This window comes from Pseudomonas sp. WC2401 (genome assembly GCF_041200115.1).
GTDB lineage: Bacteria > Pseudomonadota > Gammaproteobacteria > Pseudomonadales > Pseudomonadaceae > Aquipseudomonas > Aquipseudomonas fragi.
Genome location: NZ_CP165623.1, coordinates 419954 through 445979, shown reverse-complemented (window position 1 = coordinate 445979; position 26026 = coordinate 419954). Strand labels below are relative to the sequence as shown.

Below are 26026 nucleotides of genomic sequence, written 5' to 3'. Positions count from 1 at the left end.
CGCGAGTGCCGCCCTTTAGCGCAGTAGAGGTTTTGCGATGGCCAACACATATCAAATGCTTGCCGCCCGTGTGATCGGGGTGGAGCAGGTGACGCCACACATCAAACGTTTCACCCTGGTACGTCAGGACGGCAAATTGCTGCCGGACTTCACCGGTGGCAGCCACATCATCGTGCAGATGAAAGACGCCGACGGCCGTCAGCACAGCAATGCCTATTCATTGATGAGCGACCCGCGCCAGACTGCCAGTTACCAGATTGGCGTGCGCCTTGAGGAGGCATCCAAAGGCGGCTCGGCCTTCATGCACCAGCAGGTCGAAGTCGGCACCGAGCTGATGATTTCCACGCCCAACAACCTGTTTGCCATCGACCCCAAGGCCGGCCGGCATGTGTTGATTGCTGGTGGCATCGGCATTACCCCGTTCCTGTCGCAGGTTTATGAACTGCGCGACAGCGGCGCCGACTACCAGCTGCACTATGCCTTCCGCAGCCCCGAGCACGGTGCGTTCCAGGATGAACTCAGCGCCGGACCTCATGCCGACCGTACTCGGCTGTATGCCGACAGCCTGGGGCAGTCGCTGAACCTGGTCGAACTGATGGGCGCGCTGGCCAGCGATGCGCACGTCTATGTCTGTGGCCCCAAACCGTTGATCGATGCGGTGATCGCCACCGGCAAGCAGTTGGGCCTGGCCGATGATCGCGTGCATTGGGAACAGTTCGCCGCCGCGCCCGTGACCGGCGGCGCTTTTACGCTGGTATTGGCCAAGTCCGGCCAGGAGCTGCGCGTCGAAGCAGGCATGAGCATTCTCAAGGCCATCGAAAAAGCCAATGTCGACGTTGAATGCCTGTGCCGCGAAGGCGTATGTGGCACCTGCGAGACGCGCATCCTTGAAGGCGAGGCGGCGCACAATGATCAATATTTGAGCGATGACGAAAAGGCCGCCCAGCAAACCATGATGATCTGCGTGTCCCGTGCCCGGGGCGAGCGGCTGGTGCTGGACTTGTAATACGCTTGGCGTGATCGCGCCGGGGGGCGACAGGGGTGTGTGTATAATCGCGACGCCCTGCGCCTTGCGTGATCACGGACTTGTCATGACTGAAGATAGCTTTGCCTTTCGCCTGAAGGAGCTGCTCGAACACCACAAAATGACCTTGCAAGCGGTCGGCACTGCCTTGGGCATTTCCCGTACGGCGGTGCATAAATGGACCCGTGGTGGCGAAATCGACTACAGCAATCTGCGCAAACTGGCTGACCTGTTCAAGGTCAACTGGGTGTGGCTGCGCTATGGCGAACAGGCGGTGCAGGACCTGCAGGGGGCGGCCTCGGTGGAGCTGCCGATGACCGATGTGCGCCGCAAGTACATCGCCGACATCATGGAAAGCGAAGCACGCATGACCCTGGCGCAAGAGAACGCCGGGATCGTGACGTGGGAGTGGAACCTGATCACCGACGAGGTGTTCTACTCGGCCAACGTCGAGCGGGTGTACGGCTGGCAGGTCAACAGCAACGACGATTTCTGGCCCCATGTACTGCCTGAAGACAAGGTGGTCATGAATGCGCTCTACGACGAGTGCTTCGCCAACAACACGCCCTATGAATACGACTTCCGGATATTTCGCCCCGATGGCGAGATGCGCTGGATTTCGTCGCGGGCCATGCCGCTGAACGACAGCGCCGGGCGCCCGGTGAAAATGATCGGCATCAGCATGGACAACACCGCCCGCAAGACCGCTGAACAAGCCTTGCGCAAAAGCGAAGAGGCCTTCCGCGCGCTGTTCGAACTGGCCTGCGGCGCCATCGCCTATGTGGACCTGGACGGCAGCTGGCGTCGGGTCAACGACAGCCTGTGCCAGTTGCTCGGTTACAGCGAGCAGGAGCTGCGCCAGCTGACCTTCCAGGACCTCACCCACCCCGATGACCTGCAGGCCAACCTTGAGCAGTTGCAACTATTGCTCGAGGGCAAGATCAGCAACTACGACCTGGAGAAACGCCTGCGCTGCAAGGACGGGCACTTTATCTGGACCCATGTGCGCACCTCGTTGCAGCGCAACTCCCAGGACGACAGCCCCGAGCACCTGATCAGCGTGATCGACGACATCACTCGCGAACGCGCCGAACGCCAGGCCTTGCTGGCGCGCATCGAAGAGCTGGAACGCCTGCTTCAGGGGATATGACTTTGCTCATGTGGGAGCGGGCTTGCTCGCGATGGGATCGCTGTGGTTTACCTGACAGACCGCAGCGCCTGAATCGCGAGCAAGCCCGCTCCCACAACAAGCCCGCTCCCACAGGGGCGTGGGGATTTAGAGGGCAAACCCCAGCTCAAACAGGGTGCCGCTGTCATTGCTGATCACCCGCACCTGCCCGCCATGCAATTGCATGATCGACTGCACGATCGCCAGCCCCAGACCGCCCGAATCCCCCGGCTGGGCCCGCGACGGGTCGACCCGGTAAAAGCGGTCGAACAGCCTGTCGATATGCTGCGGGTCAATCGGCTGGCCGAGGTTGTGCACGCCGATCCAGCACATTCCCGCCTCATCGCGCCGCTGCAGGCTCACGGTTGAACCCGCCCGGGCATGGCGCACGGCATTGGCCAGCAGGTTGCCCAGTGCTCGTTGCAGCAGTTGCTGATCCACCGTCAACGGCCCGCGCAGCTGATTTTCCAGCAGCAAGCCGCGATCCTCGGCCAGCGCCTCGAAGTAATCACACAGCCCGTCACCCACTTCGCCAAGGTCCAGGGTTTGCAGCTGCAACGGGCGCTGCCCGTGCTCGGCACGGGCGAGGAACATCAGGTTTTCGGCCATGCGGTTGAGCCGTTCATATTCCTCGATATTCGATGCCAGAACCTCCTGGTACTCAGCCGCGCTGCGTGGCTGGTTCAGGGCCAGGCTGTTGCTGCCCAGCAGGTTGTGCAGCGGCGTGCGGATTTCATGGGCCAGGTCGGCGGAAAACTGCGACAGCCGGGCAAAGCTGTCTTCCAGCCGCGCGAGCATGGCGTTGAGGGCCAGCACCGGCTCCTTGAGCTCGCTGGGCATGGTTTCGGTGGGCATACGCCGGTCAAGGCTGCGCGGGTCGATATGGCGCATGGCCTGGGCCAGTTCGCGCAGCGGCGTGAGGCCACGGCGCAACAGCAGCAAGCCCAGCCCGAAGGCCAGCAAGGTGCCCAGCCCGGCGGCCATGTACAAGCGCATGCGGTAACTGGCGAGCATTTGCTCACGCTCATCCAGGCGCTTGCCTACGGTCACGCTGAGGATTTCATTGGCCGGGCCACGGGCCATGCCGGCGAGCAATACGGTCGCGTCCACGGTCTTGATATCGGCGCGCTGCGGTGCCCGGTCCTGGGCGATGGGTGGCAAGTCCGGCAAGGCTTGTTGGTGGGGGTTGATGGCGATGAGCGGGCTGCCATCGGCACGCTTGACCAGCAGCACGCTGTCCAGGTTGCCGAGCATGTTCTGGTACAGGCGTGGGCGCTCTTGCAGGGCTTCGAGGCTGTCACTGTCATGCAGCAGGGCGCGCACTTGTTCAAGGCGCCCGAGCAGGGCCTGATCGTCGCGAAAGGTCAATTCTGCAGCCAGTGAGCGGTACAGGAACACCCCCACCGCACTCAGCACCAGCGCACAGGTCAGGGCAATCGCCAGCGCCAGACGCCAGGCGATGGATTTACTCATCGGGCGCTTCCAGTTGATAGCCGACGCCGCGCACGGTGTGGATCAGCTTGGGCATGTAGGGGTCGTCGATCTTGGCCCGCAGGCGGCGCACGGCGACTTCGACCATATTTGTGTCGCTGTCGAAATTGAGGTTCCACACTTGCGAGGCGATCAGGGTGCGGGACAGTACCTCGCCCTGGCGGCTGGCCAGCAGTTGCAGCAGGGCGAATTCCTTGTTGGTCAGGCTGATGCGCTGGCCACCCCGACTGACGCGACGACGCAGCACGTCGATTTCAAGATCGGCGATGGCATACGACTCGGCCTCGCGCAGGGGGCCTCGGCGCAGCAGGGTGCGGACCCGGGCGAGCAACTCGGCAAAGGCGAAGGGCTTGAGCAGGTAGTCGTCGGCGCCCAGCTCCAGGCCGCGCACGCGGTCTTCGATGGCGTCCCTGGCGGTCAGGAACAGTACTGGCGTGGCGCCGCGCTGGCGAATCAGTTGCAGCAATTGCCAGCCATTGAGCCCCGGCAGCATGACGTCGAGGATGATCAGGTCGTATTCCTGCTGCTCGATAAAGTAACGCCCGTCCAGGCCGTTCAGCGCCACATCCACGGCAAACCCGGACTCCCTGAGGCCCTTGGCCAGGAAGTCGGCCGTCTTGGCTTCGTCTTCAACCACTAACAAACGCATCGCACACCTCGATCAATCGTCTGCACAGGCTAGGCGCCTTCGGCGGTGTTGCCTATTACAAACTTGTAATGCAACTGACGGGGTTCTGACGAAGGTCGCAGGTTACGGTGGCCCCATTCGTACAGGAGCTTGCCCATGATGCTGAAAACCTTGTTGCTGTGGACTGCCGTTGGCGTTGCCGGCGCGGCCCAGGCGGCGCCGAATCTGGCGCGCCATGCCGATCTGGACCTGGCCACCGCCCGCCAGTTGGCCGACGCGACCCTCAAGCACTGCACCGGGGCGCTGAGCGTGCTCGACCGCGGTGGCAACGTGCTGATGGCGCAGCGCCCGGAAGGCGTTGGCCCGCACAACCTGCTGGCGAGCCAGCGCAAGGCCTATACCGCGCTGTCGACCAAAACCCCGACCCGCCTGTTTGCCGAGCGTGCGCGTAACAACCCCGAGGCCGCCAATCTCAACTCCATTGCCGAGCTGTTGCTGTTGGGCGGCGGTGTGCCGTTATTCGCCGAAGGGGAACTGGTGGGCGCGCTGGGCGTGGCCGGGGCGGGCGGTGCTGAGCAGGACGAAGCCTGCGCGATCAAGGCTGCCGGGCAAGTTGGCCTGACCATTCAACGTTGATTACTTTTTAACCACTGAGGAATAACCATGAAATCGTTGCGAATCACCCTGGCGGCGTTGAGTCTGAGTGCGGTGTCGAGCCTGGCAATGGCGGCGGGCAACCCGTTGAGCGTGCATGTGCTCAACCTGGAAAATGGTCTGCCGTCCCCGGGCGTCAACGTGACCCTGGAAAAACACGTAGGCAAAGACTGGCAGCCGCTGGCCCAGGGCGTGACCAATGAACAGGGACGTATCGGCGAACTGTTCCCGGGCAAGCAGGCGTTTGAAGCGGGGGAGTACCGGGTGGTGTTCAAGACCGGCGAGTACTTCAAAAAGGTGGGCCGCGATACGTTTTTCCCGGAAATTCCGGTGATTTTTGAAGTGAAGAATGTGGATCAGCATTACCACATTCCGTTGTTGCTCAGCCCTTATGGGTTCTCGACGTATCGCGGTTCGTAGGCCTGCAAAAAACTGTGTGGGAGCGGGCTTGCTCGCGATTCAGGCGCTGCGGTTTTTCAGGTAAACCACGGCGATCCCATCGCGGGCAAGCCCGCTCCCACAACAAGCCTGCTCACACAGAGTTATCCACAGCGCTGCGCAAGCACCATCAAGTTGCGCGGCGTCAGTTGGCTGTCGCAAAACTCGCCAATCTGCACTTGATAGCCGTTTTCCTCCAGGTACAAGGCGCGATCCAGCACCAACCACAGCTCCAGCGGGCGGCGAAACAGCCCGCGCACCAACTCCAGGTTGCGCACCTGCGCCAAGCGCTCCCGGCCTGCCGCTTCCAGTGCTGGCCAGTCTTCGTCGCCGCTTGTGGATAAGTTCTTCAGCGTCGCCAACCCCTCGCAATACTCGGCAAACGGTTTGCCCAGCCAGGCACTCGGCAGCGAGGGTGTGGATAAGTATTCGTCGCACTGACGATGCTGGCGTTGCCACAAATCAAAACCCAAACGCCGTGCCATCGATTCGTCGCGCTGGCGCCGCACGCGGCTGCCGGCGGTCACGGTTTCGCTCATGGGCAGGCTCAGGTCTTCCAGTGACAACTGCAGGTGCGAAGCCTTGGCCACTGTGGATAACGCTTGATAGTGCGTCGCGCTGATGCGGTTGTAGCAACAAGGGGACACGGCAAGTTGTCCACAGCCTGCCGCCGTGGCCAACTGCAGCAGGCGCACATGCAGATCGCCGCAGGCGTGCAGCGCCACGGGGGTCATGTGGGCGGTGAGCTGCATGGCCGTGTCGGGGGCGAGCACGTCCTGTTGCACATGCCGGGCGGGCAAGTGATGGCGCTGGCTCAGTTGCTCCCCGGCCTCGATCAGGGCCGGGTCGTATTCCAGGCACGTCAGCTGCTGGTCGGTGCTTAACAACCGTCGCCCCAGATGGCCTTTGCCCGAGCACCAGTCCAGCCAGTGGGCGGGCTTTTGCGCAAAGCTCAGGCTTTGGGCGAAGGCTTCGATCTGTTGCCATTTACGCCCTGGCACGTCCACCTGCAAGCGCGGGTTGGCGGGTGCAAGGGCGTGGGTGGGCAAGCGCTCGACCCGGCTCAGGGCGAGTGAGGTCGCCGCCAGTTCAGGGAATGGCGCAGGGGCGGGCAAGAGTTGGGGATGGTTGTGGCTGGCTTCGGCGTCTTGCAGCGAACGCTGGCGCAACCACTGCGCCAGTTCGGGGTGTTGCGCTTCCCACGGCAGGTTCAGGTGAGTGAAGGGCCGTGGGCGCCAGAGGTGCTGGTGGTCGTGCAGAAACCTGTCCAGCGCCTCGAAGCGGGCCAGCAGGTCAGCGGCCCTGGCAGGCATCGACGCGCAACCAGCGCTCCAGCAGTTTGAAGCCCTGGATCAGCACAAACGACATGATCAGGTAAATGGCCCCGGCAGCCAGGAACATATCCACTGTCTGGTAGTTGCGCGCAATGATGGTGCGGGTCATGCCGGTCAGTTCCAGCAGGGTCACGGTACTCGCCAGCGAGCTGGCCTTGAGCATCAGGATCACTTCGTTGCTGTAGGCCGGCAGGCCGATGCGCGCCGCGCGAGGCAGGACGATATGCACCAGGGTCTTGAAGCGCGACATGCCCAGCGCCCGTGCCGCCTCGATCTCACCCGGCGGGATGGCCTGGATCGCACCGCGCAGGATCTCGGCGATATAGGCGGCGGTGTGCAGGGTCATGGTGATGATCGCGCACCAGAACGGGCTGCGCAGGTACGGCCACAACGCGCTTTCACGCACAACATCGAACTGCGCCAGGCCGTAATAGACCAAAAACAGCTGGATCAGCAGTGGCGTGCCACGGAAGAAAAAGATGTAGGCGTAAGGCAGCGAACGCACATACCAGAGCTTGGACGAGCGGGCGATGCCCAGCGGGATGGCCACGATCAGACCGGCGATCACCGAGATGGCGGTCAGCTCCAGGGTCAGGGTTGCGCCCTGCATCAGCTTGGGCAGCCACTTGAGGATTACTTCCCACTCCATTACGTCCTCCTCACGAAGCCGCGCGCTGCGCGTTTTTCAAGCACGTGCATGGTGCCCATGGCCAGTACGGTCAGGCCCAGGTACATCACGGCTGCCACCATGTAGAAGGTGAACGGGTGTTTGGCGAAGGTCACGGCGTTTTGCGCCTGACGCATGATTTCTTCAAGGCCGATAACCGACACCAGTGCGGTGTCTTTCATCAGGATCATGAACAGGTTGCCCAGGCCGGGCAGGGCGATGCGCCACATTTGCGGCAGCACCAGCTTGGTGAAGATCCGTGGTTTGGACAGGCCCAGTGCCATGCCCGCTTCGCGGTGGCCCTTGGGGATGGCCAGGATGGCACCACGGAATACTTCGGTGGCATAGGCACCAAAGCACAGGCCCAAGGCGAGCACACCCGCGGCAAAGGCGCTGAGGGTGAGGTCGGGCATGCCGATGTATTCGCCGATGGCGCGCACCAGATTCACGCTGCCGAAGTAGATCAGCAACACCCAGAGCAGTTCGGGCACGCCGCGAACCAGGGTCGAATAGGCGCCGCCCAACCATCTAAGCGGTTTGAAGGGGGACGTCTTGGCCAAGGCACCGAGCAATCCGAGCACCAGGCCCAGACACAGCGCAGTGAGTGCCAGTTTGACGGTCATCAGCGCGCCAGCGGCAAGCGCCGGGCCGAATCCGTATAAATCGATAGTCATGGGGTAGGCAGGCTTTGCTAGGGACCGGCGCGCCCGCAGGCGCACCGGTCAGGCAGGTCAGTAGATGCTGAACGGGAAGTACTTGTCGTTGATCTTCTTGTACGTGCCGTCTTCAACGATTTGCTTGAGGGCCAGGTTCAGCTTGGCGCGCAGTTCGTTGTCGCCCTTGCGCAGGGCAATACCGACCTTGTCGTCTTCGTTGACCGGCTCACCCTTGAACTCGTATGCCTGGCCAGCCGGGCTTTTCAGCCAGTCGTAGTTAGCATACTTGTCAGCCAGCAGCGCATCTACGCGGCCCGAAGTCAGGTCGAGGTAGGCGTTTTCCTGGGTGTCGTACAGGGAGATGGTAGCGTCAGTGCCCAGGTTGTCATCCAGCCAGGTTGCGGCCTGGGTCGAACGCTGGGTGCCCAGGGCCTTGCCCTTGAGGGACGCGAGGTCGGTTTTGAAGTCGACTTTTTTCGGCGCAATGAACTGCTGTTTGTTGGAGTAGTACGGGTCGGTGAAGTCCACCGCCTGCTTGCGCTCGTCAGTGATCGACAGCGACGACACGATGAAGTCGTACTTTTTGGCGTTCAGGGCCGGGATGATGCCGTCCCAGTCCGAGGTGACGATTTCACACTCGGCTTTCATCTTGGCGCACAGGGCCATGGCGATATCCGGGTCGAAGCCGACGACTTCACCACTGGCGTTCTTGTTGTTGAACGGTGGGTAAGCCCCTTCAATACCGACTTTGTACTTGTCTACAGCCAGGGCGTTGGCGCTGAAAACCAGTGTGGCGGCAGCGGCCATGAGAAGCTTTTTATAGGTCTGCATTCGTGTTGCTCCGTTAGCGGTTGCTGGACATGAATTGTTTACAGCGCGCCGAAACCGGGTTGTCGAACACCTGTTCTGGCGACCCTTGCTCTTCGATCAGGCCCTGGTGCAAAAACACTACTTCGGTGGACACCTGGCGGGCAAAGCCCATCTCGTGGGTGACCAGCAGCATAGTGCGACCTTCTTCGGCGAGCGCGCGGATCACACTAAGTACTTCTTGAACCATTTCCGGGTCAAGTGCCGATGTCGGTTCATCGAACAGAATGACTTTGGGCTGCATGGCCAGGGTGCGGGCAATCGCTGCGCGTTGCTGCTGGCCGCCGGACAATTCAGAGGGGTAGGCATGGCGTTTTTCGCCAATGCCGACCTTGGCCAGCAACGCTTCAGCCACTTCGATGGCCTCGGCCTTGCTTTGCCCCAGCACGCGACGTGGCGCCTCGATAATGTTGTCGAGGATGGTCATGTGCGGCCACAGGTTAAAGTTTTGAAACACAAAACCCAGTTCGCTGCGCATGCGGTTGATCTGCTTGCCGTCGGCCGCGATCAGTTCGCCATTTTTGGCTTTCTTGAGTTTGAGCTCTTCACCGGCGACCACGATCTGCCCTTCGTGGGGGTTCTCGAGCAGGTTGATGCAGCGCAGCAGAGTGGACTTGCCGGAACCGGAAGAACCCAGGATCGAGATCACGTCGCCGTCGCGTGCGGTCAGCGAGATACCCTTGAGTACCTCAAGCTCGCCGTAGCGTTTGTGCAAGTTGCGGATTTCAAGCGCGGGCGTGGCCAAAGCCATGTGCGTTCCTCATTGTGTTCGGGTGCGATCCTGCTGTTGGGCGGCCTTCCTGGCGCAGGCCAAGCTAGCATAGGGTTGCAGAGGCAACCAGCCGCCCTGAAGACACAAAAGGCGTGGGGGTGGCAGTTTGTCGCATCGCTACAGCAGAGTGTCGCGCCGACAACAACCGACCCTGTATTTCGCCGTTCGGCCAGACAGGTGTCGCTTAAAAAAGGTCGCGATGTTGCCAGCTTTGGCCCGGTGTTGGAAGCGCGAACCTACTAAAGGTTAAAGATGTGCACTGCTTTTGGGCCATATGGGCAGTTTTGGGTATTTTTGGTGCGCCGAGACCTCTGTAACTGAGTGTTTCGGTAACGAATGGGCGAAAAGCCATTAGCCTCAATGGCTTGCAACGTCTGTTGCAAATCGTTGCAGCCCGCGCAAACCGTGCATTTGTCACATTCTGGCTCACTTATTGCGTCAAGGATTCTAAACGCCCCGTTGGTTACTTTTTACGAAGGTCAACGCGGGTGCTCGGAATGGCTTCAATGAAAGGTAGTCCCAATGAGCAATACGCAATCCTCTAGCGGCCTGGAACAAGGGCTCAAACCACGGCATGTGACCATGCTGTCGATTGCCGGTGTTATCGGCGCCGGTTTGTTTGTCGGTTCCGGACACGCGATTGCCCAGGCGGGCCCCGCTGTGCTGCTGGCCTATGCCGCAGCAGGCACGCTGGTTGTACTGGTGATGCGCATGCTGGCCGAAATGGCCGTTGCCTCGCCGGACACCGGTTCGTTCTCCACTTACGCCGACCGTGCCATCGGGCACTGGGCCGGTTTTACCATTGGCTGGCTGTACTGGTGGTTCTGGGTCCTGGTGATCCCGCTGGAAGCTGTCGCCGCAGGTACCATCCTGCATGCGTGGTTCCCGGGCACGGCGATCTGGGTGTTTACCCTGGTCATCACCCTGTTGCTGACCGCCACCAACCTGTTTAGCGTCAAGAACTACGGCGAGTTCGAGTTCTGGTTTGCGCTGGTCAAGGTGCTGGCGATTATCGGTTTTATCATTTTGGGTCTGCTGGCCATTTTCGGCTATCTGCCTACCAGCCAGGTCAGCGGTGTGGCGCATCTGTCCGATACCATCGGCTTTATGCCCAATGGCATGGGCGCCGTTCTGGCTGCCATGCTGACCACCATGTTCTCGTTCATGGGCACTGAAATCGTCACCATCGCGGCGGCAGAATCCAAAGACCCGAGCAAGCAGATCACCAAGGCCACCAACTCGGTGATCTGGCGTATTGGCCTGTTCTACCTGGTGTCGATTTTCATCGTTGTGGCCCTGGTGCCGTGGAACGACCCGAGCCTGGCGCAGTTGGGTTCCTACCAGACCGTGCTTGATCGCATGGGCATCCCGAATGCCAAGCTGATCGTGGATATCGTGGTACTGATTGCCGTCACCAGCTGCCTGAACTCGGCGCTTTACACCTCTTCGCGCATGCTCTACTCCCTGAGCAAACGTGGTGATGCACCGGCCGCGGCCAAGCGCACCAACGCTGCGGGCACGCCTTACTGGGCGGTGATGATGTCCACGGGCGCAGCCTTTGTAGCGGTATTCGCCAACTACGTGGCTCCGGCAGCCGTGTTCGAGTTCCTGCTGGCCAGCTCTGGTGCCATTGCATTGCTGGTGTATCTGGTGATTGCCGTGTCGCAACTGCGCATGCGCCAGAAGCGCACGGCTCTGGGCGAGAATATTTCGTTCAAGATGTGGCTGTTCCCGGGCCTGACCTATGCAGTAATCGTCTTTATCGTGGCTATTCTGACGGTCATGCTGTTCCAGGAAGCGCATCGCGTTGAAATCATGGCTACCGGTTTGCTAAGCATTCTGGTGGTGGTGGCAGGCCTGCTGGTGGCACGCCGTCGTCGCATTGAGAAGTTGGGGGCACCGGTACTCAACTGAGGCCAGGACGGTTCTCGCGGTTGAATACCCAGAAAAACCGTCATCCTTCGGGATGGCGGTTTTTTTGTGCCTGTAAGGTGGTCATTTTGCGACCGCTGATCACTATCTGGCGGTTTTTTCCCATTCAGTGGGAATCGAATTTCAGCTAATGGGAAACACCGTGCACCATGCAGGCAAGAGCATGGGGCCGACAATGAACTACAACACGCCAACTGATCGCTTGCTGCAAATCCTCGTCAGTCTGGGGCAATCCGCTGAGGCGATCTCCGCCAAGGCGCTTTCCGAGCAACTGGGGCAGCCGCTGAGCAGCACCTATCGCCACCTCAACACGCTGTTGCGCTGGGGCCTGGCCGAAGAGAACGGCCAGGGCCGCTATCTGCCAGGGCCTGCCTGTTTGCAGCTGGCGAAAAAATTCGACCGCGAAGCGGTGCTGGTGACGCTGGCCAAACCTGAACTCAAGCGTCTGGCCGAGCAAAGCCAGGAGAGCGTGGCCTTGATGGTGCCGAGCAACGGTCAGGCGATTTGCATTGAGCTGGTCGACAGCCCGCAACCCCTGCGCTGCTGTTACCAGAAAGGGCTGGCCCAGCCGCTGTTGGTCGGCGCTTCTGCGCGGGTGCTGCTGGCGTATATGGATGAGGCGCAAAGCGTGTCGGCGCTTCTGGCGCAAGGCGTCGAGCCTGAAGAAGTTGCCACCTACCAGCGCAGCTTTGCCCAGATCCGCGCTGCCGGTTATGCCGTGAGTGTGAGTGAGATCGACGACGGTATTTGGGGTATCAGCGCGCCGTTGCTCGACAGCCGCAATCGCCTGCAAGGCGCCATCAGCCTCATGGCCCCGGCCACCCGGGCACACACCCGCAGTGAACGCCTGATCCGCTGGACCCAGGACGTAGCCCTGCGCCTGAGCGCCCGGCTCGACTGAATTTGACTGGAGTTTCAAACATGACGGTTGTACCCGACATGTCCTTGTGGACAGGCCGTATTGATGTCGCTGAAGGGCAGGGCGCGTTGCGCTGGCATCAATGGGTCAAGCCTGTGGCCGATGGCCTGCCAGCGGGGGCTGCATTGATTGGTTTGGCCTGCGATGAAGGGGTCAGGCGCAATCAGGGCCGTACCGGCGCACGCAAGGGGCCGCAGGCTTTGCGCAAGGCCTTGGCCAACCTGGCATGGCACGGTCACGCGCCGCTGTACGATGCCGGTGATGTGAACTGTGCAGGCGATGATCTGGAGGGCGCGCAGCAAGGCTATGGCGAACAGGTCAGCCATTTGCTCGACCAGGGGCATTTACCGCTGGGCCTGGGTGGCGGGCACGAAATCGCCTTTGCCAGCTTCAGTGGTCTGCTCGATCACTTGCGCCGCAAACACCCGCAGCCACGGATCGGTATTCTCAATTTCGATGCGCATTTCGATTTGCGCCACGCCGAACAAAGCAGCTCAGGCACACCCTTCCGGCAGATTGCCGAGGCTTGCCAGCGTTTCGACATGCCGTTCACTTATTGCTGCCTGGGTGTCAGCCAGTTGAACAATACCCAGGCCCTGTTTGCACAGGCCGAACGCCTGAATGTGCGTTACCGCCTCGACCGGCAAATGAACAGCTGGGACATCCGCGCCTGCGAAGCGTTGATCGATGATTTCCTGCAAGACGTCGATCACCTCTACATGACCCTTTGCCTCGATGTCCTGCCCGCCAGCCAGGCTCCCGGCGTCAGTGCGCCGTCTGCCCACGGGGTGGACATGCAGATCGTCGAGCATCTGGTGCGCCACGCCAAAGCCAGCGGCAAATTGCGCATGGCCGACATCGCCGAGCTCAACCCGAGCCTGGACATCGACAACCGAACCGCCCGCATTGGCGCGCGTCTGCTCGCCAGCCTGATTGATTAAGTTTTACGCAAATCCCTGAAACCGCTTGTTGAATCATAAGAAAAAGAGAAATTCGCCATGCTGACATTCGAACTGGATGCGCTGAGCACCCTTGCTCTCGCGTTGCTCCTGCTGGGCCTGGGTGCCCAACTGAAAAAGCGCAGCTACTGGCTGCGTCAATTGTGTGTCCCTGCACCGGTCATCGGTGGTTTCGGGTTTGCCTTGGTGATTTGGTTATTACGTGATCAGCAACTGCTCAACCTGACCCTCGACACCAGCCTGCAAACCCCGCTGATGGTGGCGTTCTTCACCACCGTAGGCTTGGGCGGCAGCCTGGGGTTGTTGCGCAAGGGCGGCAAGCTGCTGTTTATCTACCTGGGCGCGTGCTGGGGCCTGGCGCTGGTGCAAAACGTGGTAGGGGTGAGTGTGGCCAAGCTGCTGGGCATCGACCCGTTGCTGGGGATCATGGCCGGGGCGGTGTCACTGGAGGGCGGTTTTGGTGCGGCGGCAGCCTTTGGACCGATTGCTGAAAACCTGGGGGCGGTCGGGGCTACGACTGCCGCGCTGGCCGCTGCAACCTTTGGCATGGTGGCTGGTGGTTTGCTGGGCAGCCCGCTGGCGCGCTGGCTGATCGAGCGCAACAAGCTGGTGGTCAAGGCCGAAGCCGCGGGCAGCCTCAAGGCGTTCGAAGAGGTGGTCCACACCCCTGTGGCCGCGCTGGATGCCGCAACCCTGCTGCGTTTGTTGACCTGCATTGTGGTGATCATGGTGCTGGGGTTCTGGCTGGGTTCCAGCTTGCAGCAGCATCTGGGTATCGTGTTGCCGAGCTATGTGGGGGCCATGTTCGTCGCGATCATCCTGCGCAACCTCAATGACCGGGCCCAGGTGATCGAGGTGCCTGACCATGCCGTCAGCACGATCGGCGATGTGTGCCTGGGCATGTTCCTGACCATGGCCATGATGAGCTTGAAGTTCTGGGAGCTGGAGAAGCTCGGCTTGCCGTTGCTGGTGATTCTGGTGGTGCAGGTGGTGATCATGATCCTGCTGTGCGTGTTCGTCCTGTTCCGCCTGTTTGGCCGCAACTACGACGCCGCGGTCTTGTGCGCGGGCTTCATGGGGCACGGGCTGGGCGCGACGCCCAATGCCGTGGCCAATATGGGGGCCATCTGCGATCACTATAAAGTCTTCTCGTACAAGGCCTTTATCATCGTGCCGCTGTGTGGGGCGGTGCTGATCGATATCGTGGCGATCCCGATGATCACCTGGTTTATCAACGCCTTCAGCTGACGGGCTCGATGCAAAACGGCCGCTCTCCCGTCAAGGAGGCGGCCGTTTTTATGCAGCATTCAAATGTGATAGCTGCGGGGCATTGCGCTGTTAACCATCAGACCATTCTTGGGACCGTGAAGCGAAACTCGCTGCCTTCTCCCGGTGTGCTTTCGGCCAGTAACTGGCCGCCGTGGGCCTTGATAATGCCCTGGGAGATATACAGCCCCAGGCCCGTGCCCAGTGCGTTGCCTTCCTTTGCCGTCCAGTAGCGGTCGAAGATATGTGGCAACTGCTCGGGGGCAATGCCCTTGCCCGAATCCCGCACGCTGAACACGATATCGTCCCCGTTGGACATGGCCGCCACGCCGATTTTGCCCTGTGCGGGGGTGAATTTGATCGCGTTGCCGATCAGGTTGGACAGCACCTGGAACAGCCGCTCGGGGTCGGCGTTGATTTTCAGATCGGGCTCGGCGTGAAAGGTCAGCTCCACGGCCTTGTCCAGCGCCAGCGGCGCAAGCAACGACAAGGCCTCTTCAAAAATCTGGCTCACATCCAGCGGCTGCGGGGTGATGGTGTAGCGCCCGGCTTCGATTTTCGAGGTGTCGAGCAAGTCGTCGAGCAGCACGCTCATGCGACTGCTGGCCTGTTGCATGGTGTCGATGGCCGAGGTGATGCGCCGCGAGGTGTGCGGGCCGTCGCTACTGAAGGCCTTTTGCATCATGCCGCAGAGCATCGAAATAATGGTCATGGGGTTGCGCAGGTCGTGGGAGACCACTGCCACCAGTTCATCCCGTGCGCGCACGGCCTGTTGCTCGCGCAGCACCTGGCGCGACAGGTCGTTTTCCAGGGCCGAGCGGCGCAGGTCATTGGCAGCAAACAGATCGCCGTGGCTCCACTTGGTCGAGATGCCGTCCATCTCGACTTTCCAGATTTCGAACGAGGTGCGCGGGCTCAGGCGCAGGCCGTTGCTGCCGGCTTCCAGGTTCAGCGGCTTGTTGGGGTCGCCGCTCCACTGGATGCTTTCCTTGACCTCACTGCGAAACCACAGCACGGCGTTGTCCACAGGTTTGGGCAGGGTCATGGCCAACAAGCCGCTGGCGATGTCCTTGTACTGCGCTGCCGGGGCATGCAGGGCGCTGAGGTTATGGCTGGAGAACACCGGCTGGGCGCTGTCCTTGAACCATTGGTACAGCTCACGGGTGGCTTCGGGGGACGGGCACTGGCCATAACGGTGCAGCACCTTGTCCTCCATAATCGCCACACCGCTGGCGCCGGTCAGTGCCATCAAGGCTTCGGGCATTTGTGCCAGGCCATCAAATACGGCTTCGGTGCTGTGCACCATGGCCGCGTTGAGGCGTACCAGGGCATCCATCTTGGCTTCGCGCTGACGGCTGATTTCCAGGGTTTGCAGGGCGCTGATCTGCAGGGACAACACCTGGCCGATGGTCTGGCAGGCCATGCGCAGTTCATGGGGTACATGCAGCGTTTGGCGATGCCCGCAACTGATCAGGCCCCACAGGCGCTCGCCGTCCATCAACGAAATGCTCATGGACGACAGCACGCCCATGTTCTTCATGTACTGGCAGTGAATCGGCGAAACACTGCGCAACACGGCCCCGCTCAGGTCCAGCGCCTCGCCGGTGTCCGGGCGCAATGTGGGAATCAGCGGCACGGGCTGGTAATCGGCGTTCGGAATAATGCGCAACCAGTGGGTGCGGTACAGCTCGCGGGCTTGCTCCGGGATGTCGGAGGCAGGGAAAAACATGCCGTTGAACAACTCCATCGCGGGCGAAGAGGCTTCCGCGATGACCTGGCCGTGGCCTTCATCCTGAAAGCGGTAGATCAGAACGCGGTCGTAGCCTGTCAGCGCCTGGATCTCGCGTACGCAAATTTCATACAGTGCGGTGAGGGTCTTGGCCCCTTGCAGGCGTTGCAGCATGCGGCTCAGGTTGCGCACCTTGTTCATGGTGCTGTGGATTTGCGAAGCGTCGGGCTTGAGTTCCAGCTCCAGAACCAGAATGCCCTTGTCGCGGTGCAGCAGGCCTTCGTATTCACGCCCCAGCAGCGTCAGGGCCAAAGGCGGTGCATCGGCCAGGGTGGCGTAGACCGCGGCCTGCTGCACTGCGTTGGCGGCCTCGGAGCCGCTCAGCGCGGCCAGCGGCAGGCCCAGTAGCGATTCGGCACTGATGCCGAACATGGCCTGCACATTGGCGCTGACCTGCTGGATCTGCAGATCGGGCTCCGACAGTGTGACCAGCAGACCGTGGGGCTGGATTGCTCCGGGAAAGCGAATGGGTTCATCAGCACAATTGGCCAGCAAGCGTTCAAAAGCTTGAGGGTCCTGTGGATTCATAACAAAACCTCCTGACGTTCGAGCCAGTGCTCGAAACAGCTAAACGTAGAGCGGGCAGCCTGTACGGTTTCGCCTCGCGCTTGTGCATCGAGGGGCACGCTGCCCAGAAAATCCATAAACACCTTCCACTGCCGGCCGGTCGCTTCGCCGTAGACGTAAAGAAAAGCGCAGCCGTTGTGCGCTTCCAGGCCCAGGCGTTCCGACATCTGCTTGCGCAGAATGTTACCGCCCAGGGTGGCGCCTTCCAGCACATACAGCACCCCCAGCATGGCGGCTTGACTGTGTATTGCGGGCAGGGTTTCGCACAGCGCAAGGGGTTGAACGCTTACACCCAGAGCCTGCAAGTCCTTACCCAGTGCGGGGGTCTTGAGCCGCTGCTGCAGGTCAAATCCGTCCACATGCCAGGGGCTGTGCAGCAGCCGGTTCTCCAGTTCGTGGTAGAACCCGTAATAGGCGCTTAGCAGCCGCGTATAGCGTTCAAGGTCGAGTGTGTCGCTGAAAAACGGCAGGCGTTTCTCAAGGGCTACATGACGTGTATGTGTGCCGGCGCGCAGCTCATGCAGAACGGCCGATACCGCTGATAAAGGTTGGTCTTGTGACATGCCTTGTAAGACGGCTCTCTGTGTGCGCGTGAAATCGGCGCTCATGACTGTAGGAGGTCATGGCAATAAAAAAGTGCAATTAATTTGCCACAAAACCGGGCAGAACGGCGGTTGGCATGGGTGTGCGTGTAGACCAGTTCAGCGTGGCGGCTTCGTTCATGTACCACTGGCGAGCATGCTCGCTTTCGACCCGTAGCAGGGTGCGGTAATGAGTCCAGCTCAATTCGGTACGCACTGCGTTCCAAATTGGAAATGCCTGATAAAACCCCCGCATGTTCCAGCAGGTTTGCACTTGCAGCGTATCCACCACGCGCAGGGCTTTTTGCCGGGCCTGGCGGATCATTTCGCTCAAGGAGTTGAGCAGGGTGCTCAGAGCGGTGTTGGGTGTGTTCACGGGAAGCGGTAGGTTCATGGCAAGTGCCGCGCATTGACCAAAGGGGACATTGAGAATGTCACTGCCATTTTGTATTGGCAGTTGGTTTTTTGCGGGAAGCGTCTTAAATGTAAAGATGAAAATTACCGATTCAATGTGAGGTGCTCATGCTCGAATTACGCCCCAATTGCGAATGCTGTGATTGCGATTTGCCGCCAGATTCAGCACAAGCGCGGATTTGTTCATTCGAGTGCACCTTTTGCGCGACGTGTTCCGAGCAGCATTTGGGCGGGCTTTGCCCCAATTGTGGGGGCGAGCTGTTGGTGCGCCCGCGCAGGCCGGTGAGCAAGCTGGCGAATAATCCGCCGTCCAGTGAGCGAGTGTTCAAGCCTGAAGGCTGTACGGCGCGTTGATGGTTTGAGGTGGCGTCAGCCAGACCCATTTGTGGTGCCTGCATCGCGAGCAAGCCCGCTCCCACAATGGCCCTGCCGGCATCCCGTGTTATGAGCTTGGCAAAACCTGTGGGAGCGGGCTTGCTCGCGATAGGGGCGACGCGGTCTTTCAGGGGGTGCGGCTGAGTACCTGGCCTGGCACATCTGCGCTCAATTCCCCCTGCTGCAACCACTGCAAGGCAATCGGCCATAAGCTGCTCTGAAAGCGGCTATGGAAAAACGCGAAATGGCCGATGGCTGTTTCGCCAATATCCTGCGGCTTGATACGCAGATGTGTACGCGGGCTGGCGCTGAAGTAGCTCAGCAATCGGTCGATGGCCGCCACGGTGCCAAAAGGGTCGTCGCTGAAGCTGATGGCCAGGGTTCTGGCGCTAACGTCGGCAAAGGGCAGGGCAGCCAGGCTGCGTGCGCTGGGGAGTTGTTCGAAGCGCGTGCTGAAGGCACCCCAGTCCTTGACCACGCCGGCCGGGGTATCTTCAAGCCAGCCCAGGCGCTTGCCGGGGAAGTAGCCGCACACACGGGTCAGCAACGGCATGACTCCGTGCCATTTGGCGAGCATCTGCCAGCGTTGTGCGGGCGCGTAGTCGCGCCAGTGGGCAAATTGCGCGCCCACTGTCACCAGATGGCGAATAGCTTGCCCGGACGCCGCCAGGCCCGCCGCGCAGCCGCCAAAGCTGTGGCCAACCACGTCGACCGGCTGGCCGGGGTATTCGCGCAGGGCGCGCTTGAGCATGGCGTCTGTGTCCAGTGCGCCCCAGTCTGACCAGGAGGCCGCAAAGCCGCGTAACGATCCGCGGCGTGAGGCACCGATGCCGCGGTAATCGAACAGCATCACATCCATGCCGTGGCTGAACAGGTATTCGGCAAACCGCGAGTAATACTGGCAACGCACCGAGGTGGCGGCGTTGATGATGACTACTGCCCGCGTGCTGTCCGGTGTGCGCTGGCGCCATTCGAAACCGCCCAGCAGGTAACCGTCAGCAGCAGGCTCGGTAAACGCCCGGCTGACAGGTTCGAGCAGGGCTGCGGTCAGTGCACGCTCCGGGCGTTGCGCTCTGTCAGCAGGCGCGAAGCTTCGACGTAGGCTTTCTGGAATGCCGGGGTTTCGATCCAGGCCACGGCGCTGTCTTCATCGTCGCCATGCACGGCAATGCGGTATTCGATCAACAGGCCCATGAGGAAATCGGTGGCCGGTTCTTCTTCCTCTTCCGAGATCACTAGCTCCAGTACCGGGTATTGCAGGAACACCAGGCACAGGGTCTGCAGGTTGATGGCTTCGGCGGCCTTCATGGCCTGGAACAGGTCGTCGAAATCGGCCGGGTCGAAACCGTTGTCGAGGATGTCCTGGAAGTTGAAGGTGCTGAGGTCGATCTTCACATCATCGAACGGATTGTCGATCAGTGCCCCGGCCGATGCCTTGGCCGGTTTGCCCACGCGGTTCTGCTTGGCTTTGGTTTTGGCCCGCTGCGCGTTTTTTTGCTGCTTTTTTGGCGATGACATAAAGGTGTGTCCTTTGCAGGCTGATCAGAGGATTGAACCCCATCTCTTTGCAATCGCCAAGAGAGGTGGCGCCGCCGGGTATAAATTGCGGCCAAAAAAAAACCCGCACTAGGCGGGTTTTTCTGTGTTTTGGCGTGGTGTGAACACCACATCAAAACTGAATGTGGTGCCCAGAGACGGAATCGAACCGCCGACACGGGGATTTTCAATCCCCTGCTCTACCGACTGAGCTATCTGGGCAACGGGGCGCATTAGAAGCCTTTTTCGATAACCCGTCAAACACTTTTTTGAAAAATATTTAATTATTACCGTCGCTTACGGACCAAAGCCTTTAAAACCGGGGTTTATTCCGTTGGCGGAACGTAGCCTTCGGCCTGGGCGTATTCTTCGCCGCTGAAGAACTTGTCCATTTCGCCCTGCAAATATTTGCGGTCTTCGGCGTTCATCATGTTCAAGCGCTTTTCGTTGATGAGCAGGGTCTGGTGTTTTTGCCAGTCAGCCCAGGCCTTGGCCGAAACGTGTTCAAAAATGTCCTGGCCTTTGGCACCCGGAAACGGAGCGCGCTCAAGGGCAGGCAGTTCTTCTTTGTACTTGCGGCAAATGATGGTGCGGGTCATGACGTCTCTCCAGCGTTCAATAGGTCGGCTGCGCGTTTGAGCAGCTTCTTGACCGGGGCGGCAAGGCCCAGGCGCGGCGGGGTGGCGAGGTTATACCAGAGCCAGTCGGCCTCGGCCACGTGATGGCCAGACTCGTTGACGTGGATCAGCCAGGGTTCGATGGCCAGTTGGAAATGGCTAAAGGTATGGGTCAGGCCGGGCAGTTCGTGTTGCGCGCCCAGGGCCAGGGAGTGTTGCAGCGCCAGATGCTCGATGTCCTGCAGGTCATCCAGCTCGGGCAGGCTCCACAGGCCGCCCCACAAACCGGTCGACGGACGGCGGTAAAGCAGGATCTCGCCCCGGGCATTGGCCAGCATCGGCATCAGCGTGCGCTTTTGCGGGATGGTCTTGCGCGGCTTGGGGATCGGGTAGCGGGTTTCCAGGCCCAGCAAATGCGCTTCACAGCCGCTTTCCAGCGGGCAGAGCAGGCAACTGGGCTTGCTGCGGGTGCAGAGTGTGGCGCCCATGTCCATCATCGCCTGGGTGTAGGCGTTGACACGGTCGTGGGGGGTGAAGCGCTCGGCAGTGGCCCACAGCTGTTTGGCCACCTTGGGTTCGCCCGGGTAGCCCTCCTGCGCCGTGTAGCGGGCCAGCACCCGCTTGACGTTGCCGTCCAGGATCGGCGCCCGCAGGCCCATGCTCAGGCTGGCAATTGCACCGGCTGTGGACAGGCCGATACCGGGCAGCTCGACCAGTTTTTCCACATCCCGCGGAAAATGGCCGTCATATTCGGCGACGACGATCTTGGCAGTCTTTTGCAAATTGCGCGCACGTGTGTAGTAGCCAAGGCCGGTCCACAGGTGCAGCACTTCGTCTTCCGGGGCGGCGGCCAGGGCCTCGACCGTCGGCAGCGAGGCCATGAACCGGTCGAAGTAGTTCAGCACGGTGCTGACCTGGGTTTGCTGCAACATGATTTCCGAGACCCACACCCGGTACGGGGTGATGCCCTGTTGCCAGGGCAGGTCGTGGCGGCCATGGTGGTCATACCAGTCCAGTACCGCCGTTGAAAATTGCTCATCTCTCATCGGTTGAACAGCCCTTTGAGCGCGTTCTTGAGCTCGGGGCTGACCTTGTCTCCGAGCTTTTCTTCGAGTTTGTCAGTGAGCTTGTTGCCCGCCACTTTGGCGGCGACCTTGCCCAACCCTTCCTTGTCCAGACGGCAGGCCTTGGCCCCCAGTTCCAGCGGGCCGCGGCAGCGCAATGGTATCTCGATGCCGACAAAGTTCTTGCCCACCTGGCACGCCGGGTCCGGCATGGCACGGGTGTCGCCTTCAATCACGATGCCCAGGCGGTAGTCCATGCCCAGCACGCGCAGGTCGATGTCGCCATCGCCTTTAACGCTCAGGCCGGGGATGCGCACGATCATGTCCGGGTTACTGGCTACGCCGTTACGGAACACCAGGCTGCCCTTGAGCTCCTTGAACGGGGTGTCTTTGCCCAAAGGGGCGCCGCTCAAGGTCTTGCGGTTAAGCACGGAGATGCCCTTGCACAGCTGTTGCTCAAGGTTGGCATTGAGCAGCACGCCGTCATTGAGCACAAAACTGGCGGTGCCGTTGAGGCTGGAAATCAGCTCACTTTGGCTGTTGCCGCTGCCCGTGACGTTGCTGTTGAGGGTCAGCAGGCCGGTCACCGGTGGTTTTTGCCCCTGGCTTTGCAGGATTTTTTCTACCGGCACATTGGTGATGCGGGTCTGCAGTTTGACCACCGGCAGCATGGGTTGTACGTCCAGGCTGCCGTTGGCGGCAAAGCTGCCTTTGTAGAGGCTGCCGCTGAGGTTTTCGAGGGTCAGCACGCCTGCCTTGCTGCTGGCCTTGAGCGCGGCATTCTGGATCGGCAGTTTGCTCAGGGTCAGTTGACCAAAACTGATATCGGCATTCAGGTCGAGCGCCTTGAGGCGGGTGACCGGAATGATTTTGGCGGTGCTCCAGCCGCTTTTGGTCGGTGCGTCGGGCAGTGGCGTATCGCCCGATGCGGCCAGGGCGCCGGCTTCGCTGCCCTGAACTTCGGCCTTGCGCGCAACGCTGGCGCTGTTGGCTTCGGCCGATTTTGGCGGCATGTAGCGATCGGCATCGAAAGTGTCGCCCTTGAGCTGGATGCGCACGGCTTGTTTGGCGAAGTCGTCAATGGCGACCAGGCCGGTGAAGGTGCTGTCATCGACTTTCAGGTTCAGCTCGTCAAGGGTCACGCTGGTGGGCGTGCCCGACAGGCGGCTGACCAGCTCGACCTTGCTCAGGCTGCCCGGTGCCATCGCAGGCAGCGGGTGGCCAATGCTGTCGAGGAACCGCGCCAGGTCGAGTTGGGCAATCGACAGGCCGCCGCTGATTTGCGGTGTGGTGTCGAGACTGTTGGCCTTGAGTTCACCGAGGGCGCGCAGCTGGTTGGCGGAGACCTTCAGGCCGCTCCATTCGGCGACGTTCGCCGCCAGATCAACCAGGATTTGCCCCTGCGCGGCGAACGTCATGGTTTTACCCTGCAGCGGTTCACCCGAGGCTTCGCCCGTGACCTTCATGTCTTCAAACTGATAGCGCTTGAGCACGCGGTCAAAACGCAGCTTGCCGTCGACTTCAGTCTTGACTCGCATCACTGGCTGGTTGGTGCCCAGGAAGGCCGTCAGCTTGACCGGGATGCTGGTGGCTTCGTGAACCGGGCCGGTGCTCAACTGGATGCTCTCGGCGCTGAACTGCTTGCCGCTTTGCTCGTCGTTGTATTCAACCCGCGCGTTGTTCACGGTCAGGCTGTCGATATCGAGCTTGAGCGGCTGGCTGGCGCTGTCAGGCTTGTTGGCCGCAGCGGGTTCGGTGCCGGCGGTTGGCGCGGTGGCGGCGGTGGCCGGTTTGCCGATGTCCTGCCAGTTACCGTGGCCGTCCTTGTCGCGGGTCAGGCGCAGGTTCAGGCCTTCGACGCGCACGTCGCTCATCTGCACTTCTTTGCGCAGCAGTGGCAGCACGCGCACGGACAGGCCGAGCATCTGCAGATCGGCAAAAGGCTGGGTTGGCGCCGCGAGGGTGGCGACGCTGGCGTCGTGCAGCTCCAGGCCAAGCCAGGGGAAGAGGCTCCAGCCGATGTCGCCATTGAGGGTCAGCTCAATGTGGGCTTTGTCACGGGCTATCTGGCGGATCTCGTCTTTATAGTCGTTGGGATCGAACAGATGGCTGAGGGCAAAACCCAGGGCCACGACGATCAGCAACAATCCGAGAAGCACCAGACCCAGGATTTTGCCGAACGCTTTCATGGGCGAGTCCTTGTAGGTCTGTGTGAAGGTTAGTTTTAAATTCAGCCGCAGAGTATAGCGCCACGCGCACGCTGACTGGGGGGTGGATAGTTGCGGATCAGTTGCTCGGCCAAAGACCACATCAGGTTAGGACCAGGCCTGCGCTCAAATGGTAATCTTCGTCTGTTTTTCGGGCCTTCTGCGGCGAAATGCCGCGTCTTTACCCAACAAAAACGGCTGTGTGCCCAAGGGCGCCAAAGTCAGGGGTCGAGTGTGTCCGGGGAATCACTTCATTACCTGGGGGAAATAACCATGACTAGCAGCAACGCTGCAGGCAGTCCTGCTCTACAGCCTGCGTTCCTGTCCAAGGAACGCATCATCGCCAAACCCGGCTTCAACCGCTGGCTGGTGCCGCCCGCTGCACTGGCCATCCATCTGTGCATCGGCATGGCGTATGGTTTTTCGGTGTTCTGGTTGCCGCTGTCCAAAGCCCTGGGCGTGACTGCGCCTGTGGCTTGTGCGCCGGACATGGGCTTTATCGCGCAAGTGTTCTCGTCGCAATGCGACTGGCCGATTTCGATGCTCGGCTGGATCTACACCCTGTTTTTTATCTTCCTGGGTTGCTCTGCAGCCGTGTGGGGTGGCTGGCTTGAGCACGCCGGGCCGCGCAAGGCTGGTGTGGTGTCGGCGTTATGCTGGTGCGGCGGCTTGCTGATTTCTGCATTGGGTATTTATACCCACCAGATCTGGTTGATGTGGCTGGGCTCGGGGGTTATCGGCGGTATTGGCCTGGGGCTGGGCTATATCTCGCCGGTGTCGACACTGATCAAGTGGTTCCCGGACAAGCGCGGCATGGCAACGGGCATGGCGATCATGGGCTTTGGTGGCGGGGCAATGGTGGGTGCGCCGCTGGCTGCAGCACTGATGAACCATTTTGCCGGGCCTGACGGTGTGGGCGTGTGGCAGAGCTTTGTGGCAATGGCGGCGATTTACTTCGTGTTCATGATCGGCGGCGCCTTGTCTTATCGCGTGCCACCGACCGGCTGGAAGCCTGAGGGCTGGAAGGCACCGGCAAAAAAAGCGTCTAACGCGATGATCACCCAGCGCCATGTACACGTCAGTGTGGCCTGGAAAACCCCCCAGTTTGCGCTGGTGTGGCTGGTGTTGTGCCTTAACGTTTCGGCCGGTATCGGCATCCTGGGCATGGCTTCGCCATTGTTGCAGGAAGTGTTCGCGGGCAAGTTGCTGGGCAATGACCTCACCTTCAGCCAGCTGGATGCCGCGCAATTGGCGCAGATCGCCGCGATTGCCGCGGGGTTCACCGGTTTGCTGAGCCTGTTCAACATTGGCGGGCGATTCTTCTGGGCGTCGTTCTCGGATTACCTGGGGCGCAAAAACACCTACTTTGTGTTCTTCGCACTGGGTTTTGCGCTGTACGCGATGATTCCGAACCTGGGCCATCTGGGCAACGTATCGCTGTTCGTGGCGGCGTTCTGCATCATCCTGTCGATGTACGGCGGCGGGTTTGCCACGGTGCCGGCGTATCTGGCCGATCTGTTCGGTACGCAAATGGTCGGCGCGATCCACGGTCGCCTGTTGACGGCCTGGGCCGCTGCGGGCGTGCTGGGGCCGGTGCTGGTCAACTACCTGCGCGAGTATCAGCTGAGCATCGGGGTTGAGCGTGCGGCGGCGTATGACATCACCTTGTACATCCTCGCCGGGCTGCTGGTGCTGGGCTTTATCTGCAACCTGCTGGTGCGCCCGGTGGCCGACAAATACTTTATGACCGACGCCGAACTGGCAGCCGAACAAGCGCTGGGGCACGACAAGGGCGCAGACGCCAGCACATCGCTGGAGTGGAAAGCCGCGCCGGGCAGCCGGCCATTGGTGATCGCCGCCTGGCTGGCCGTGGGCATTCCCTTGCTGTGGGGCGTGTGGGTAACGGTGCAGAAGACGGCGGTGTTGTTTCACTGATTGACGTGTTGAGTCTGCGCTGACGCCATCGCGAGCAAGCCCGCTCCCACAGACGGATTGCGTCTCTGTGGGAGCGGGCTTGCTCGCGATTCAGGCGGCGCGGCCTGTGCGTCAATGCGCATTACGTCAGCCACCGCACCCTTAATGTTTCTGTTTGCCTGACCCG

Annotated in this window: 24 protein-coding genes, 1 tRNA gene and 1 pseudogene; 10 read left to right on the top strand and 16 right to left on the bottom strand. The window is 60.9% G+C overall.

What is annotated here, in order from left to right; genetic code table 11:
* Nucleotides 1–37 precede the first annotated feature (37 nt).
* Nucleotides 38–1006 (top strand): PDR/VanB family oxidoreductase, encoded by a 969-nt coding sequence (locus AB3G35_RS01880; RefSeq protein ID WP_169910527.1) that lies wholly within the window; start codon nt 38–40, stop codon nt 1004–1006.
* Between the two features lie 85 nt (nt 1007–1091).
* Nucleotides 1092–2174 carry a PAS domain-containing protein gene (locus AB3G35_RS01875; protein ID WP_088378480.1) on the top strand — a complete coding sequence of 361 codons (1083 nt, stop codon included), beginning with the start codon at nt 1092–1094 and terminating at the stop codon, nt 2172–2174.
* Nucleotides 2175–2300: 126 nt separating this feature from the next.
* On the opposite strand, the gene AB3G35_RS01870 is transcribed toward AB3G35_RS01875, so the two are convergent.
* Nucleotides 2301–3665 carry a heavy metal sensor histidine kinase gene (locus tag AB3G35_RS01870; protein WP_106115528.1) on the bottom strand — a complete coding sequence of 455 codons (1365 nt, stop codon included), beginning with the start codon at nt 3663–3665 and terminating at the stop codon, nt 2301–2303.
* The gene (locus tag AB3G35_RS01865; RefSeq protein WP_016783086.1) at nt 3658–4332 is read right to left on the bottom strand and encodes a heavy metal response regulator transcription factor; all 675 of its coding nucleotides are present in this window, start codon (nt 4330–4332) and stop codon (nt 3658–3660) included. Before AB3G35_RS01865 ends, AB3G35_RS01870 begins: the two co-directional genes overlap by 8 nt.
* Nucleotides 4333–4467: 135 nt before the next feature.
* Here AB3G35_RS01865 and AB3G35_RS01860 point away from each other — a divergent pair, with 135 nt between their 5' ends.
* Nucleotides 4468–4947 carry a heme-binding protein gene (locus AB3G35_RS01860; protein WP_095039704.1) on the top strand — a complete coding sequence of 160 codons (480 nt, stop codon included), beginning with the start codon at nt 4468–4470 and terminating at the stop codon, nt 4945–4947.
* 27 nt (nt 4948–4974) lie between these two features.
* The gene (gene uraH / locus AB3G35_RS01855; protein WP_016783089.1) at nt 4975–5385 is read left to right on the top strand and encodes a hydroxyisourate hydrolase; all 411 of its coding nucleotides are present in this window, start codon (nt 4975–4977) and stop codon (nt 5383–5385) included.
* Nucleotides 5386–5507: 122 nt separating this feature from the next.
* On the opposite strand, the gene AB3G35_RS01850 is transcribed toward uraH, so the two are convergent.
* The 5 genes from AB3G35_RS01850 to AB3G35_RS01830 are packed head-to-tail and all read right to left on the bottom strand — an operon-like array spanning nt 5508 to nt 9678.
* Complete coding sequence (locus tag AB3G35_RS01850) at nt 5508–6716, bottom strand: methyltransferase (protein WP_106115527.1); 1209 nt, start codon at nt 6714–6716, stop codon at nt 5508–5510.
* Entirely contained in the window at nt 6697–7386 is a 690-nt protein-coding gene (locus tag AB3G35_RS01845) for an ABC transporter permease (protein ID WP_016783091.1), read from the bottom strand. The genes AB3G35_RS01850 and AB3G35_RS01845 overlap by 20 nt, the downstream gene beginning before the upstream one ends.
* Entirely contained in the window at nt 7386–8078 is a 693-nt protein-coding gene (locus AB3G35_RS01840; protein WP_029611681.1) for an ABC transporter permease, read from the bottom strand. The genes AB3G35_RS01845 and AB3G35_RS01840 overlap by 1 nt, the downstream gene beginning before the upstream one ends.
* Before the next feature lie 57 nt (nt 8079–8135).
* The gene (locus AB3G35_RS01835) at nt 8136–8891 is read right to left on the bottom strand and encodes an ABC transporter substrate-binding protein (RefSeq protein WP_016783093.1); all 756 of its coding nucleotides are present in this window, start codon (nt 8889–8891) and stop codon (nt 8136–8138) included.
* Nucleotides 8892–8904: 13 nt separating this feature from the next.
* Nucleotides 8905–9678: an ABC transporter ATP-binding protein gene (locus tag AB3G35_RS01830; RefSeq protein ID WP_016783094.1), complete on the bottom strand. Its 774-nt coding sequence runs from the start codon at nt 9676–9678 to the stop codon at nt 8905–8907.
* A gap of 543 nt (nt 9679–10221) precedes the next feature.
* Here AB3G35_RS01830 and gabP point away from each other — a divergent pair.
* From gabP to gltS, 4 genes are all read left to right on the top strand, one after another.
* Entirely contained in the window at nt 10222–11613 is a 1392-nt protein-coding gene (gabP, locus tag AB3G35_RS01825) for a GABA permease (RefSeq protein WP_016783095.1), read from the top strand.
* A 193-nt stretch (nt 11614–11806) separates the two neighbouring features.
* Nucleotides 11807–12532 carry an IclR family transcriptional regulator gene (locus tag AB3G35_RS01820; RefSeq protein WP_016783096.1) on the top strand — a complete coding sequence of 242 codons (726 nt, stop codon included), beginning with the start codon at nt 11807–11809 and terminating at the stop codon, nt 12530–12532.
* Nucleotides 12533–12552: 20 nt separating this feature from the next.
* On the top strand, nt 12553–13491 hold the full coding sequence (gene hutG, locus AB3G35_RS01815; RefSeq protein ID WP_369782261.1) for a formimidoylglutamase: 939 nt from the start codon (nt 12553–12555) through the stop codon (nt 13489–13491).
* Nucleotides 13492–13548: 57 nt separating this feature from the next.
* On the top strand, nt 13549–14757 hold the full coding sequence (gltS, locus tag AB3G35_RS01810; protein WP_016783098.1) for a sodium/glutamate symporter: 1209 nt from the start codon (nt 13549–13551) through the stop codon (nt 14755–14757).
* 97 nt (nt 14758–14854) lie between these two features.
* Here the strand turns inward: gltS and AB3G35_RS01805 are convergent, their stop codons facing one another.
* The 3 genes and pseudogenes from AB3G35_RS01805 to AB3G35_RS01795 form a co-directional block, all read right to left on the bottom strand.
* Complete coding sequence (locus AB3G35_RS01805) at nt 14855–17092, bottom strand: ATP-binding protein (protein ID WP_369782260.1); 2238 nt, start codon at nt 17090–17092, stop codon at nt 14855–14857.
* On the bottom strand, nt 17089–17694 hold the full coding sequence (locus tag AB3G35_RS01800) for a biliverdin-producing heme oxygenase (protein ID WP_369782259.1): 606 nt from the start codon (nt 17692–17694) through the stop codon (nt 17089–17091). The genes AB3G35_RS01805 and AB3G35_RS01800 overlap by 4 nt, the downstream gene beginning before the upstream one ends.
* A 124-nt stretch (nt 17695–17818) precedes the next feature.
* Nucleotides 17819–18106, bottom strand: a pseudogene (locus tag AB3G35_RS01795) (DUF1016 N-terminal domain-containing protein); the annotation flags it as partial.
* A gap of 128 nt (nt 18107–18234) precedes the next feature.
* Between AB3G35_RS01795 and AB3G35_RS01790 the strand changes: the two are divergent.
* Nucleotides 18235–18480: a DUF1272 domain-containing protein gene (locus AB3G35_RS01790; RefSeq protein WP_081481089.1), complete on the top strand. Its 246-nt coding sequence runs from the start codon at nt 18235–18237 to the stop codon at nt 18478–18480.
* A gap of 148 nt (nt 18481–18628) precedes the next feature.
* On the opposite strand, the gene AB3G35_RS01785 is transcribed toward AB3G35_RS01790, so the two are convergent.
* From AB3G35_RS01785 to AB3G35_RS01760, 6 genes are all read right to left on the bottom strand, one after another.
* Nucleotides 18629–19489 (bottom strand): alpha/beta fold hydrolase, encoded by an 861-nt coding sequence (locus AB3G35_RS01785; protein ID WP_029611682.1) that lies wholly within the window; start codon nt 19487–19489, stop codon nt 18629–18631.
* Between the two features lie 59 nt (nt 19490–19548).
* Entirely contained in the window at nt 19549–20019 is a 471-nt protein-coding gene (locus tag AB3G35_RS01780; RefSeq protein ID WP_016783103.1) for a hypothetical protein, read from the bottom strand.
* A 164-nt stretch (nt 20020–20183) separates the two neighbouring features.
* A tRNA-Phe gene (locus AB3G35_RS01775) sits at nt 20184–20259 on the bottom strand.
* Between the two features lie 104 nt (nt 20260–20363).
* Nucleotides 20364–20636, bottom strand: coding sequence for an oxidative damage protection protein (locus AB3G35_RS01770; protein ID WP_016783104.1), 273 nt, complete (start codon nt 20634–20636; stop codon nt 20364–20366).
* Nucleotides 20633–21700 carry an A/G-specific adenine glycosylase gene (gene mutY, locus AB3G35_RS01765; RefSeq protein WP_086799317.1) on the bottom strand — a complete coding sequence of 356 codons (1068 nt, stop codon included), beginning with the start codon at nt 21698–21700 and terminating at the stop codon, nt 20633–20635. Before mutY ends, AB3G35_RS01770 begins: the two co-directional genes overlap by 4 nt.
* The gene (locus tag AB3G35_RS01760; protein ID WP_369782258.1) at nt 21697–23907 is read right to left on the bottom strand and encodes an AsmA family protein; all 2211 of its coding nucleotides are present in this window, start codon (nt 23905–23907) and stop codon (nt 21697–21699) included. The genes mutY and AB3G35_RS01760 overlap by 4 nt, the downstream gene beginning before the upstream one ends.
* Before the next feature lie 291 nt (nt 23908–24198).
* On the opposite strand from AB3G35_RS01760, the gene AB3G35_RS01755 reads away from it, so the two are divergent.
* Complete coding sequence (locus AB3G35_RS01755; RefSeq protein WP_086799315.1) at nt 24199–25860, top strand: OFA family MFS transporter; 1662 nt, start codon at nt 24199–24201, stop codon at nt 25858–25860.
* Nucleotides 25861–26026: the final 166 nt, after the last annotated feature.